Source organism: Nocardia sp. NPDC005745 (assembly GCF_040630775.1).
Taxonomy (GTDB): domain Bacteria; phylum Actinomycetota; class Actinomycetes; order Mycobacteriales; family Mycobacteriaceae; genus Nocardia.
This window is the reverse complement of the sequence record NZ_JBEXYF010000014.1, coordinates 1-12,835: the sequence shown is the minus strand read 5'-3', so window position 1 is coordinate 12,835 and position 12,835 is coordinate 1. Positions and strand designations below refer to the sequence as shown.

General features: G+C 68.8%; 13 protein-coding genes and 1 pseudogene. 10 read left to right on the top strand and 4 right to left on the bottom strand.

Translation table 11 applies throughout. The annotated features are described in order from the left end of the window. The first annotated feature begins 104 nt into the window (after positions 1-104). Positions 105-881: a TMEM165/GDT1 family protein gene (locus ABZ420_RS16490; protein WP_357123333.1), complete on the top strand. Its 777-nt coding sequence runs from the start codon at positions 105-107 to the stop codon at positions 879-881. A 313-nt stretch (positions 882-1,194) separates the two neighbouring features. On the opposite strand, the pseudogene ABZ420_RS16485 reads toward ABZ420_RS16490, so the two are convergent. Further along, positions 1,195-1,410 (bottom strand): annotated as a pseudogene (locus ABZ420_RS16485) (helix-turn-helix domain-containing protein); the annotation flags it as partial. Positions 1,411-1,597: 187 nt separating this feature from the next. Here ABZ420_RS16485 and ABZ420_RS16480 point away from each other — a divergent pair. Continuing rightward, a complete protein-coding gene (locus ABZ420_RS16480; protein ID WP_040864299.1) occupies positions 1,598-2,365 on the top strand; it encodes an SDR family NAD(P)-dependent oxidoreductase in 768 nt (255 codons plus the stop codon). A 62-nt stretch (positions 2,366-2,427) separates the two neighbouring features. On the opposite strand, the gene ABZ420_RS16475 is transcribed toward ABZ420_RS16480, so the two are convergent. The 3 genes from ABZ420_RS16475 to ABZ420_RS16465 all read right to left on the bottom strand — a co-directional run bounded on the left by ABZ420_RS16475 (position 2,428) and on the right by ABZ420_RS16465 (position 7,090). Next, positions 2,428-3,246, bottom strand: coding sequence for a methyltransferase domain-containing protein (locus ABZ420_RS16475; protein WP_357122934.1), 819 nt, complete (start codon positions 3,244-3,246; stop codon positions 2,428-2,430). 175 nt (positions 3,247-3,421) lie between these two features. Continuing rightward, on the bottom strand, positions 3,422-5,380 hold the full coding sequence (htpG, locus tag ABZ420_RS16470) for a molecular chaperone HtpG (RefSeq protein WP_357122931.1): 1,959 nt from the start codon (positions 5,378-5,380) through the stop codon (positions 3,422-3,424). Between the two features lie 27 nt (positions 5,381-5,407). Next, the gene (locus tag ABZ420_RS16465; protein WP_357123330.1) at positions 5,408-7,090 is read right to left on the bottom strand and encodes a TM0106 family RecB-like putative nuclease; all 1,683 of its coding nucleotides are present in this window, start codon (positions 7,088-7,090) and stop codon (positions 5,408-5,410) included. Between the two features lie 225 nt (positions 7,091-7,315). Between ABZ420_RS16465 and ABZ420_RS16460 the strand changes: the two genes are divergently transcribed. From ABZ420_RS16460 to ABZ420_RS16425, 8 genes are all read left to right on the top strand, one after another. Beyond that, positions 7,316-7,960 (top strand): DUF6474 family protein, encoded by a 645-nt coding sequence (locus ABZ420_RS16460; RefSeq protein WP_040864172.1) that lies wholly within the window; start codon positions 7,316-7,318, stop codon positions 7,958-7,960. A gap of 13 nt (positions 7,961-7,973) precedes the next feature. After that, positions 7,974-8,510, top strand: a complete 537-nt coding sequence (locus ABZ420_RS16455; protein ID WP_357122928.1) for a hypothetical protein — start codon at positions 7,974-7,976, stop codon at positions 8,508-8,510. Positions 8,511-8,545: 35 nt separating this feature from the next. Then, positions 8,546-9,205: a YcnI family protein gene (locus ABZ420_RS16450; RefSeq protein ID WP_357122925.1), complete on the top strand. Its 660-nt coding sequence runs from the start codon at positions 8,546-8,548 to the stop codon at positions 9,203-9,205. Beyond that, positions 9,202-9,741, top strand: a complete 540-nt coding sequence (locus ABZ420_RS16445) for a copper resistance CopC family protein (protein ID WP_357122922.1) — start codon at positions 9,202-9,204, stop codon at positions 9,739-9,741. Before ABZ420_RS16450 ends, ABZ420_RS16445 begins: the two co-directional genes overlap by 4 nt. Before the next feature lie 50 nt (positions 9,742-9,791). Next, the gene (locus ABZ420_RS16440) at positions 9,792-10,700 is read left to right on the top strand and encodes a CopD family protein (RefSeq protein WP_357123327.1); all 909 of its coding nucleotides are present in this window, start codon (positions 9,792-9,794) and stop codon (positions 10,698-10,700) included. Between the two features lie 101 nt (positions 10,701-10,801). Then, the gene (locus ABZ420_RS16435) at positions 10,802-11,257 is read left to right on the top strand and encodes an SRPBCC family protein (protein WP_357122919.1); all 456 of its coding nucleotides are present in this window, start codon (positions 10,802-10,804) and stop codon (positions 11,255-11,257) included. Between the two features lie 179 nt (positions 11,258-11,436). Beyond that, positions 11,437-11,811 (top strand): DUF5313 family protein, encoded by a 375-nt coding sequence (locus ABZ420_RS16430; RefSeq protein ID WP_040864169.1) that lies wholly within the window; start codon positions 11,437-11,439, stop codon positions 11,809-11,811. 50 nt (positions 11,812-11,861) lie between these two features. Continuing rightward, on the top strand, positions 11,862-12,227 hold the full coding sequence (locus ABZ420_RS16425; protein WP_357122916.1) for a DUF5313 family protein: 366 nt from the start codon (positions 11,862-11,864) through the stop codon (positions 12,225-12,227). The last annotated feature ends 608 nt before the right edge of the window (positions 12,228-12,835 follow it).

The following is a 12,835-nucleotide window of genomic DNA, read 5'->3' as shown; positions in this document are numbered from 1 at the left end:
TCCGTCCGGTGGGCGAGACCTTCGGCCTGGACAACCATTTCGTTGTCGGCCGGAGCCCCCGCATCTCCGACCGGCAGGCCGGAGACCTGGGAGAACCGCCACACATGATCGCCACCGTCTTGCTGAGCATCGGCATCGTCTTTCTCGCCGAACTGGGTGACAAGTCCCAGCTGATGGCGCTGACGTTCGCGCTGCGCTATCGCTGGTGGGTGGTCCTGGGCGGTATCGCGACGGCTTCCGCCGCGGTTCACCTGATCTCGGTCGGCGTCGGTCACTTCCTCGGCGCGGCCCTGCCCACCAGAGCTATCGCGCTGGTCGCCGCCGTCACCTTCCTGGCCGTCGGCCTGTGGACCCTGCGCGAACACTTCGGCGCCGGCGACGACGATCCCGAACCGAAGACGCCGAAGGCCGCCGGGGCGCCGTTCTTCGTGGTGCTGTCCGCGTTCCTGCTCGCCGAACTGGGCGATCGCACCATGTTCGCGACCGCCGCGCTGGCCACCGACTACGACTGGGTGGGCGTCTGGCTCGGCTCGACCATCGGCATGGTCGCCGCCGACGCGCTCGCCATCGCGGTGGGCATCCTGGTCGGCAAGCATCTGCCGGAACACGCCATCGGCATCGGCTCGGGTCTGCTTTTCCTCTACTTCGGCTCGGCGACCCTGCTCGGCGCGGCCGCACCGGCCCTCGGCGGCGCCGCCGTCGCCGGACTCGCGGCGCTGGCTCCCGCGCTGGCCGGTGCCGCGCTGCTGCTCACGCGGATTGCTCGCCGCACGAGTCCAGCGCCGCTCCATACAGTCCGCCACCCCGGCGCAGCAGATCCAGCAGCGGTTCTCGCAGCGCGGGCAGACCGCCCACGTCCCCTGCCGCGATCCGAGCGGTGACCATCGAACCGATGGCCGCGGCCACGGCCTGGCAAGCGAAGCGCTGCGACTCGGTCCGAGCGTCCAGCACGTCGGCGATCAGCTCGACGAACCGCTCCAGCAGCCGAGCCCGGCGCGCGATCGCCGCCGACCCCACCGCGAAGACCTCGACCAGGAACAGCCGTGCGCTGGCCGGGTCGTCCACAAGATACTGGAGATAGGCGCGAAGGATTCGGTCCATGCGAGTGATGGCGTCCGCCTCGTCTTCCGTCCCGGTGGCCTCGGCGATCCGGTCGAGCAACAGCTGCACCGCACGCTCGTAGGCCGCTTCGAAGCAGTCCTCTTTGGACCGGAACTGCTCGTAGAAGGTCTCCCGCGACACGCAGGCCCGTTTCAGGATCGCCGCGACGGAGGTTCCGATATACCCGTTCTCGGCCATGGCCTCCGCCGTCGCGACGAGGATCCGCTCGCGCTGCGAGGCGATCACCTGCTCCCGCGGCAGGCCGTGCCTGCCTCGGGGCAGACGTGCGCTGAGGGCCGATTCGGTCATGCGGTGACTCCGGTGTTCGGTCGAGCTGAACTGGGCCGCTTCATTCTGCGCGGTCGGGTCCGCAGGCCGGTCGAAGAGGGTGCGCGCCGGGAACGGGTCACGGGAGCCGTGCAGGGCCGCGCGCCGCGCACCGGTTAGGGTGCAATTGACGAAAGGCCAACTGGCTGTCACGAACGAGAGGACCATCGTGGAGATTTCGGGTTCCGCCGCCATTGTCACCGGAGGCGCATCGGGCCTCGGCGCCGCCACCGCCAAGCGCTTCGCCGAACTGGGCGCCACCGTCTTCGGGCTCGATGTACCGCAGTCGATCGAGCGCGCGGGCGACAACGTGCCCGCCGGGGTCACCCTCATTCCCGCCGATGTCACCAGCAACGACGAGGTCGCCGCGGCCGTCGCGCAGGTCGTCGAGTCCGGCGCGCCGCTGCGCATCGTGGTCAACTGCGCCGGCGTCGGCTGGGCGGGCCGCATCCTGTCCAAAAACGGCCCGCACGACCTGGAGCTGTTCCGCACGGTCATCACGGTGAACCTGCTCGGCACCTTCAACGTCATGCGACTGGCCGCCGACGCGATCGCCAAGACCGATGCCGTGGACGAGTACGGCCAGCGCGGCGTCGTCATCAACACCGCTTCCGTCGCGGCGTTCGAGGGCCAGATCGGTCAGATCGCCTACTCGGCCTCCAAGGGCGGCGTGCACGGCATGACCGTTCCGGCCGCGCGTGACCTGGCCCAGTTCGGCATCCGGGTCAACACCATCGCCCCCGGCATCATCGACACCCCGATGCTGGCCGGCGTCACCGAGGAATACCGCAAGGGCCTCGAGGCCGGGGTGCCCTTCCCGTCCCGCCTGGGCCGTCCGGACGAGTACGCGCAGCTGTCGCAGTACATCGTCGAGCACGACTACCTGAACGGCGAGACCATCCGCATGGACGGCGCGCTGCGCATGGCGCCGCGCTGATCGCGCTGCGCTACTCCGGCAGTGCGCGGCCCCTCCCTGGCAGGGCCGCGCGCTGCCGTCTTTCACGTCTGCGGCTTGTGCCCGATACCGAGATAGGCCGTGGTGGACAACGGATAGTTCGGCCGGTACTTCTCGGCGAGAAACGCTTTCATGACGGCGGCGCGCCGACCCCAGACCTCCGCGCTCACACTGTGGCGCATGAGCTCCAACGGGGCGCTGCTGCGCACCATGGTCTCCCACATCTCCTCGGGGCTGCCGAAGGTGAGCGCGATCGAATGCCGCTGGATGGACACCGCCTCGAAACCCGCGCCGCGCATCTCGGATTCGAAGACCTCGGGATTCTCCAGGCTCAAGAAGTTCGGTTGCGGCTCCTGGATGTTCGGGTCGGCCGCGGTCAGGGCGCCGAACATCATCCGCATCAGCGGTGAGTCCGCGATCGGCGCCCAGCTCGACACCACCGCGGTGCCGCCCGGCCGCAGCACCCGGAACAGCTCGGCGAAACCACGAGCACGGTCAGGGAAGAACATCAGGCCGAACATGGAGAACCCGGCGTCGAACCGGTCGGACTCGTACGGCAGATTCTGTCCGTCGCCCACCCGCGCTCGGATGTTCGTCAGCCCGGCGGCAGCGGCGTCCTTCGCCAAGCGGGCGATCATCGACTCCGCGAAATCGATCGCCTCGACCTGCGCGACCTGGCCCGCGGCCAGCAGACCGAGCGTGCCCGGCCCCGCAGCGACATCCACGATCCGCGACGCCGGGGACAACGAGGCGAACTCGAGCGCCCTCGCCGAGAACGGTCGCATGATGGTTGGCGCGAACTCGGCGTACCCGTCGGCGACGAGATCCCATGGCTCGGCGACGGCAAGCGGGTTTGCGGACATGTTGTGACGATCCTTTCAGGCATCCACATCTAACCGCGCCACCCGGGGGCATACTCCCCAGTCCTGCGAATATGCCACCTCGACGGTCACCGTAACCGAGAAATGGCCGAAACGTCGCCGACCGCACCGGCCGCGACCGGAGAACCTCGATGTGGCCCTCCGGTCGCGGGCGGGTTCACAGCGTGCGGGTCAGCCGATCGGTGAGGATGTGGGCGAAGTGCGCCGGATCCTTCAACTCACCGCCCTCGGCGAGCACCGCCGTGCCGAACAGCAGTTCGGCGGTTTCCGACAGCTCGGTCGCCGTGCCCGCGTCGGCCTCCTCCTTTTTGGCGGCGTACGCGTCGCGTAGACCGGTGACCAGTGGGTGGGCCGGGTTGAGCTCCAGAATCCGCTTGCTCTCCGGCAGCGCCTGACCCGAGGCGCGGTACATCCGCTCCAGCATCGGCGTGAAATCGAACACGTCACCGACCAGGCAGGCCGGGGAGGTGGTGAGCCGGTTGGTCAGGCGCACCTCCTTGACGTTCTGCTCGAGCGTCTTGCCCAGCCACGTCAGCACCTCGGCGAAGTCCTTGTCCTGCTGCTCACGCAGCGCCTCGGAGGCCTTCTTCTCCTCCTCGGTCTCCAGGTCGACCTCGCCCTTGGCGATGGACTGGAACGCCTTGCCGTCGAACTCAGGCACCGAACCGACCCACATCTCGTCGACCGGGTCGGTCAGGATCAGCACCTCGCGGCCCTTGGCCTTGAACGCCTCCAGATGCGGCGAGCTCTCGACCTGGTGGCGGGTCTCGCCGGTCATGTAGTAGATCGTGTCCTGCCCCTCGGGCATCCGCTCCACGTACTGGGCCAGCGTGGTCAGCTCGGTCTCGGAGTTCGTCGAGGCGAACGAGGAGACCTGCAGGATGGTCTCCCGGTTGTCGAAGTCCGAGAGCAGGCCCTCCTTCAGGACGCGGCCGAATTCCTTCCAGAACGTCTGGTAGCTGGTCTGGTCCTCGGCGCCCTGCAAATCCTTGACCGTGGACAGCACCTTCCGCACCAAGCGCTTGCGGATCATCTGGATCTGCCGGTCCTGCTGCAGGATCTCGCGTGAGACGTTGAGCGACAGGTCCTGCGCGTCCACCACACCCTTGACGAAGCGCAGGTACTCCGGCATCAGCTCTTCGCAGTTGTCCATGATGAACACCCGCTTGACGTAGAGCTGCACACCGCGCTTGTGCTCGCGGGTGAACAGGTCGAACGGCGCGTGCGAGGGGATGAACAGCAGCGCCTGGTACTCGAAGGTGCCCTCGGCCTTCAACGGGATGATCTCCAGCGGATCGTCCCAGCCGTGGCTGACGTGCTTGTAGAACTCCTTGTACTCCTCGTCGGAGACCTCGCTCTTGGGACGCGTCCACAGCGCCTTCATCGAGTTGAGCGTCTGGTCCTCGAGGATGGTCGTCTCCTTGGCGTCCTCACCCTCGCCCTCGGTGACGGTCCGCTCCACCTGCATGCGGATCGGCCACGCGATGAAGTCGGAGTACTTCTTGACGATCTCGCGCAGCTTCCACTCCAGGGTGTAGTCGAAGAGGTGATCCTCCTCGTCCGCCGGCTTGAGATGAAGCGCGACCGACGTGCCCTGCGGGGCCTCGTCCAGTTCCTCGATGGTGTAGGTGGAGCTGCCCGCACTCGACTCCCACCGGGTGCCGGTGGTCTCCCCCGCGCGGCGGGTGGTCAGCGTGACCTTGTCGGCCACCATGAACGTCGAGTAGAAACCGATGCCGAATTGGCCGATCAATTCCTCGGCCGCGGCCTCGGACTTCGCCTCGTTCAGCTTCTTGCGCAGCTCGGCGGTACCGGACTTGGCGAGGGTGCCGATCAGGTCGACGACCTCGGCGCGCGACATGCCGATGCCGTTGTCCCGTACGGTCAGGATCCGGTTGTCCTTGTCGACCCCCAGCTCGATGTGCAGGTCCGAGGTGTCGACGTGCAGATCCTTGTCCCGGAAGGACTCCAGGCGCAGCTTGTCCAGCGCGTCGGAGGAATTCGAGATCAGCTCCCGCAGGAAGGTGTCCTTGTTGGAGTAGACGGAATGGATCATCAGCTCGAGCAGCTGATGTGTCTCTGCCTGGAACTCGAGTTGTTCGACGTGCTCTGTCACGTCGGCGATGGTACCGCCGCGCTCGGACTACGTGGCCGAAGGTGGCACCGAGGCGTAATCCGGGACGACACCGTGCGATCGCGGATCGGTAACCGGCCGGAAGTCGGCGAGACCGGGAACCTCTTCGTCGGCACGGGTGGTCATCCATTCGCGCAGCACCTGGGTGGCGCGCACGTCGTCCTCGTTGTACTCCAGCAAACGGGTGCGCTGGGTCTGGTCGGGCGCGGCGCCGTCGTAACCGACCGCGAGCCGATACCAGCTCATCGACGCCTCGCCGCTCGCCTCCGGATCACGCCACGAGAACCCGGCGACCGGCGCGATCTTCTTGAGTCCCTTGCCGTTCGGGCAGATGAACTGGTCCGACACGGCTTGGAACATGTCCACCCATTGCGGCCCGTCCACGAACGCGCGCACCTGCTCCACCGTCGGCACGCCAGGGCGGCCCGCGAACCGGCGCGCCGATTCGTACAGCCACTTGTCCTCCGCCGTACGCGAATAGCAATACGCGGCGAACGTTCTACCCGTCGCGGCCGCCTCCGCACGCACCGTCATCAGCCAGGTCCAGAACTCGCCGAAGGAGCGGCCCTCGTCCTCGGTGGGCAGCGGATCCCAGGTGACGAACGGGCGGTACACGCCGTCGAGCAGCGTCCCCCACAGGTACGCGCCGTATTCCTGGAAACTCTCCAGATCGACGTCGACCTCCACGTCCGCCCTTCGCACCCGCACCTGCTCGACCCGCCGCACCAGCGGCGAGCCCGCGATCCACGCCCGCGCCGTCACCACGGCCTCGTCGAACGGGCCGTGCTGCCAGTCCTCGGGTTCCTCGCCCACCCACGCGGCGAGTTCGTCGATGGTCTCGATGTCGTGCCTGCGCAGTACCTCGGCTCGGGAGCCGGGCGCCACCAGGCTGACGTCGCGATGCTCGATCAGCCAGCCCTCGCAGCTCGGCCCATCGACCCCGCGCGTCCACCACGGGCACTGCCTGCACTCGGGCACTTTGGACGGGATGGTGGGCAGCTCGCCGCGCACCACCGCGATCCGGTCGGCGTAGCGGCGGTCGTAGTCGGCCAGCAGCGGAGCCAGATCGTGCACCAGGATGCGATCGAAGTCGAAGCCGATCACGCCGCCGAGCAGCGCGGGGCTGGCGAGGCCGTGCCGTTGCAGCATCCGGTGCAGATGGGCGAGCCGCTGCTGGTCGCGCGGCTGCTGACGGAGTTTGCGGTGCGGATCCGGTTGCGGATTCCAGCGATAGGGGTCCGAGGTGATGGGGTGGAAGTCGGCCCGCTCGGGTTGACGCGGGTCGGTCACCTTGTGGTTCACCACGATGATCGGGATGTACCCGCCGCGATCGGCGTCGCGCAGCAGGATCTCCGAACCTCCGCGCCTGCCGGTGTCCGGCTCCTGCGGTAGCAGGCCGCCCCAGATGTGCTGTGCGCCGATCTCGCACGCGCGCATCGTCGCTTCGGCGCGCTCGGCGGCGCGCAGTCCGGGATCGATCACCACCCAGGCGTCCGGGTCGGCGCCGACCAGCGCGTCGCACACCCGGGCGCGGTGCGCGACTGCGGCATCCCGGCGCTGGCGTACACCCGCGTCCTCGGAGATGCCCACCAGTGCGTCGGGGTGCGTAGCGTCCAGACGCAGGCGATGGCGGCAGCCGATCAGCGCCCTGGCATCGATGAAGGCGGTCGGCGCGCCGGTGGCTCGATCCACGGCCGTTCCGTCGCGCTTGAGACCGTCTTGGTCACCGATGTCCGAATCCACGCTAAGCAGTATGGTCCCTACCCCCGACAGTGTTGAATTCCAGCGCCTGGGCCGCACTACCCTCGCAGCGGACGCTGCGGACCCGATAGGGTGGCGGCAAAGCGTGTGACATGGGCGGACGGGCTTCCCCGGCGTCGTACTGCCATGGCGAACCAGCATGACGGAGGGCCTTCGATGGGGTTGTTCACGAAGCGCAAGCGGCGGCCGAGCCGCAGGGCCGAGGCGAAAGCCCTCAAGCACAAGGCCGCGATCGAGGCCAGGCTCGCCGCGAAGAACGACCGCAAAGCGCGCCGCGCCGAGGCCCGCACCCAGCGCAAGGTCGCCAAGGCGCAGATCGCGGCGTTCCAGGCGGAGGAGAAAGCCGCGCTGAAGGCGGCCGCCAAGGCCGAGCGCGATCCGTTCAGCGCCGGCCAGGTGAAGAAGTACCTCGGCGTGGCGCGTGTGCTCATCCCGGTGCTCGCTCCGCTCGCCTACCGTGGCGCGACCTTCCTGCGCGGGCAGCTCGACACCCGCCGCGCCCAGCAACTCGGCGTCGGCGTCGACCAGCTCGGCGACTTCACCGGACACGGCGCCAAGCTGCAGGCGCGCATCACGAATGCCGAAGCGGCGCTGCTGAAGATCGGCGCGCAGAACGGCAAGGACAAAGGCGAGACGCAGAAGTTCGTCGCCGCCACCAAGGACCGCCTCGGCAGCCTGACGGCCGCCGTGCACACCGCCGACCAGATGCCCGCCAACCGGCGCCGTTCGGTGCATACGTCGATCTCGCACGAGCTGTCCGGGATCGAGTCCGACATCCTGGCCCGGCTCGGCGTGCGCTGACCCTCCTTCTCTCATGCCCCCGCACCCGATCACCGGCCACCTGCGTGGTGGCCTGGTCGGCGTGCTGGTCGGTGTGCTCGCCGTGGCGGCGCACGGGGCAGCGGGTGGCGGTGCGCCGGGCTCCACCGAGCTGACGTTGCTGTTGCTGATCGCCGCCGTGGCCGGCTCGGCCGCGGGAGCCGTGCGGGTGTGCACGCGCCCGTCCGTCCTGGCCGGGCTGCTCGGCGCTAGCCAGCTGCTGAGCCACGCCGCGCTGTCGGTTCTGCTCGGTCACGACCACCCCGGGACCGGGTCGCCCACAACGGCTTCCTCGCTGCCGGCCGGATGGATGCTGCTCGCGCACACCGCCGCAACGGTCTGCTGCGCGGCATTGATCGTGCTCACCGAGCGGCTCTACGCCGCGGCCTCCGCCGCCCTGCGCGCGATATTCGCTCCGCCGCGCCGCGCGCGGATCGCCGGTGCACCGACCTGGTCGGATCCCGGTCTCCTGCCCCATCGCTGTGCTCCGCTCGGTGCGCTCGGTCCGCGCGCGCCGCCGGTGTCGGTCTGATCCCCGACACCTTTCCCTTCACAGGAGGCTTCAGCATGCACAGCTCGATCTCGCGCGCCGTCGCGACGACGGTCACCACAACCGCACTCGCCCTGTTCGCAGGCGGTACCGCCGCGGCCCACGTCACGGTGGACGCTCCCGGCGCGACCCAAGGCGGATACACCGTCGCCACCTTCCGGGTGCCCACCGAATCCGACACCGCGAGCACCACGGCGCTAACCGTCACCCTGCCCAACTTGAAATCGGCTCGGACCGAATCGATTCCCGGATGGTCGGCAAAGGTCGAACGCAACGACAAGAAGGAGATCACCGCGATCACCTGGACCGCCGACCCGGGCGCGCCGGGCATTCCGCCCGGCCAGTTCCAGCGTTTCGCGGTCTCCGTCGGCCCGCTGCCCGCCCTGGATTCGGTCAGTTTCCCCGCCAAGCAGACCTATTCCGACGGCAAGGTGGTCAGCTGGGATCAGCCGGTCGGCAAGGACGGCGACGAACCCGAACATCCGGCTCCCTCGGTGACCCTGACGGCGGGCAAATCCCACGCGCCGGACGGGCACCAGGTGAGCAGCGAAGCCGAAGCGGACGACGACGACCACGACGACGAGACGGCCCGCTGGCTCGGCGGGATCGGTCTCGCGCTCGGTCTACTCGGTGTCGCGCTCGGCCTCGGCAACGTGATCCGCGGGCGGCGCGCATGACCCGCCGTCTCCTCGCCGCCGTGGTGGCGGGGCTGTTCCTGCTCGGATTCGGTATCGCCGCAACGGGAGTGGCCGCCGCGCACTCCGCGGCGACGGGAAGCGTCCCGGAGGACAACGCGGCCGTCGACGCAGGCCCGGAGCGCGCGAGCGTCACGTTCAACGAGGAACTGCAGCCCAGCTTCCCGTCGCTCACCGTCGTCGGGCCGGACGGCAATCTGTGGTCGAAGGGTGATCCGGTGGTCGACGGCAAGACGGTCAGCGTGGTCCTGGGCGAGCTGGGACCGGTCGGCGAGTACACCATCGCCTACCGGGTGACCTCGGCCGACGGACACCCGGTCAGCGGCAAGCGGCACTTCACGCTCGGCAAGCCCGGCAATGGCACGCCGGGACCGAAACCCAATGCGAAAGCCAAGGACGGCTCGGACGGCTCGGACGGTATCCCGCTGTGGGTGTTCATCGTCGGCGCGGTCGTCTTGTTCGGCGGCGGGCTCGCGTTCGCGTTGTTCGGCGGCAGGAACCGCGACTCCAAGCGGTGAACGGCGTGAAGATCGGCGGCCGGGGTGGCGCTCGGCGCGCTCCCGGCCGAATGCCCTGGCCCGTACTGCTGCTGACCATCCCGGCCGGGCTCCTGGGCGTCGCGCTCGCCTGGGTTCTGATCCGGCCGGTCCCGTTGCCAGGGGAGGCCGTGGTCCGGGTGGTGGCCGATGGCGTCGGGGCGACCGCGCTCGGCTTGGCCGCGCTGCCCAGGATCGCGCCGCGCTTGCTCACACCCTGGCGGCTGCTGGCGGTGCTCGCCGGGATCTGGGCGGTAGCCGAGTTCGCCGTGCTGGTCTTCGAGGCCGCCGACGTGGTCGGCGTTCCGGCGCGCGAACTCGGCGCCGAGGAGTTCGGCACCTATCTGGTCGACGTCAGCGGTGGGCAGGTCGGAATCGCGATCCTGATCGGCGTCGCGACGGTGGCCGGTGGCTCGGCGCTGGCCTTCCGGCGGCCCGCGTCCGCCTCCGCCGACCTCGTCCTGGTGTTCGCGGCGGTCGCGCTGGCATTGCGGCCGATCACCGGGCACATGTCGCAGCAGGCGTTCGGCTCCGTGCTCGCGGCGGTGCACGCCCTGGCGGCGGGCGCCTGGTTCGGGTTGCTGATCGCGCTGGCGCTGGTCGTGCGCACCCGCGGTGAGTGGGCGGTCGTGCTGCCGAAGTACTCGGCGGTGGCGCTGCCCCTGGTGGCGGTCGTGGCGGTGACGGGACTGCTCAACGGACTGATCCGGGTCGGAGGGGTAACCCCGTTCGTCAGCACCGGCTACGGCCGGATCCTGCTCGCCAAGACCGTGGTGCTGCTCGGTTTACTCGCCCTCGGCTGGTGGTGGCGGCGCAGTTGGGTGCCGAAGGCGGCGGATCACCGGATGGACGCGAAGGACTCGCTGCGCCGCGCGGTAGCCGAGGTGGTGGTGATGGCGCTGGCCTTCGGGCTCGCCGCGACCCTGGCGGTGACAGCCTGAGCCGTACCGCCGGGGCCCGGTTATGCGTACCTCCGCCTTCGCTCCGGCCATGCGCGGGCTGAGGACGGCCTACGTCCGACCGCACCCGTTATGGTCTGCGCATGACCGAAGTGAAGATCGTCGAGGATTGCTCGGCCTCGGCGGAGTCCGCGTTCGCCTATGTGAACGACTATCGGAACCTGTCGCGATTCCTGTACGGCATCCAGTCCTTCACCCCGGTCGGTGAGCAGACCGAAGGTGTCGGCGCCGCGTTCGACGGGCACATGAAGCTGGGGCCCGCCTCGCTGAAGTCGCGGATCCAAGTGATCCGCTGGGAGAAGGACTTCGCGATCGGCGTCAAGTCCATCAAGGGTTTCGACGTCGAGTCCACGTTCCTGTTCCACGACAAGGGCGAGGGCTTGTGCACCGTCGACGCGATCGTGGACTACCGGGTGCCCGGCGGCTTGGCGGGGCGGGCCCTCGGTAAGACCATCGAGCCGTTCGTCAAGATCGCCGTGCAGCACACGACCCACAACTTGGTCACCCAGATCACCGCGTTCCACGCGGATTCGGTCTGATCCGTTCGATTCGCCGCGCCCGGGGCGCAACACCGTGTTCGTCCGGAGGGCCGCCTACAGACGGGATGGTCGCGGTCGGTCGAGACCTATGGCCCTCGCCGAGCGCCTCGGGATGCCATGTCGCTCGCGGCGCGGTGGGTCGGTTGCGCCGGTGGTGGCGGAGTCGGGATGCTGGAGTCGTGAGCGCTACACCTTCGTTCGGACAGCGGATCGGCTACGTCTTCGGCCGCACGCTGCCGGAATCGATGTCCGAATGGGTGCGGGAGGACCTGGTCGGGCCCGGCGCTACGCGGCGTTATCTGCTGCGGTTCCTGGTGCCCGTGCTGCCGGTGCTCATGCTGTTCCTGCTGCTGCCCGGCCCGCTGTGGATGGGTCTGGCGATGATGGCGCTGCTGTACATCCCGCTGATCTACTTCACGGTGGCGCTGCTGTACGTCTACCGGCGCCACCGGTTGATCAAGCATGGTCTCGACCCCGCGCTCGCCGACGCCGACGCCCGGCGCCGCGACGAGCGCGACCGCCTCGACTACGAGCGCAGGCACGGGCGCGCCTGAGGCCCAGCGACATCTAGCGGTGACTTAAACCACAGGCATAGCCTAGAAGCATGAAGACCCCCACATTTGGGCAGCGAATCGCCTACGACCTGGGCCGCGAGCTCCCCGAGGAGCTGCACGAGTGGGTCACCCACGACCTCGTCGGCCACGGGGCCATGGAGCGCTATCTCGTCCGTTTCATCGGGCCGATCATCCCGTTCTTCGCGTTGGTGCTGCTGTTCCCAGGACCGCTGCCCCTGAAGATCGGCTTGATCGTGATGATGATCGTCCCGCTGATCGTCTTCACGGTCGCGCTCAGCTACGTCTGGCGCCGCTTCCGCTTAATCCAGCACGGCCTGAGCCCCGACCTGGTCGACCACGGCAAGTGCACCGATCACGACCGCGAACTGTACGAACTGCGCTACCGCCACCGATAGCTCCGCCCACCTCCCTCCGCGCGCCGAGAAACCACGCGCGAGGGCGAAGCACGTCCACCTCAGCCACCCACACGCGTCCCTGGCCGCTTGATCATCGACGTCACCTCCGCCGCCCGGGCCGGTCACCACGGCTTATGCACCTGGCTGCGACGGCAACCCCGCGAGCCCCAGAACCTGAATCCCGACTTCAAGCACTCACCGAATCCCGCCGCACCGCGGCGCCCATGCTGAAGAAGCAAGCGCCCGAGACAGCTGAGCCCCAGCTAGTGTGATTTCCGCCCTACGCCACCCCCCAGCTCAACTCCCGGTTCCAAGCGAAGCGGGACCGAGCATCCGCCGTCCGCGGCCCAGCTCACGTCCCCCGCCTCCGCGACTGATCACCGGCCGACGGAACAACCGCCGACCACAGCGAACCGCGTGCACGATGCCCAAAGCTCGCGCCCTACGCGCCCAGCACACCCCAACTCCCGGTTCCGAGCGAAGCGAGACCGAGCATGCGCCGTTCGCGGCCCGGCTCGCGTTTGCGTGGCCGTCGCGTACGCGACGAAGGAGCAAGCGGCGCGGAGATGTTGCGCCCCACGCCGATTCGGTCCGAACAGCGCGGACTC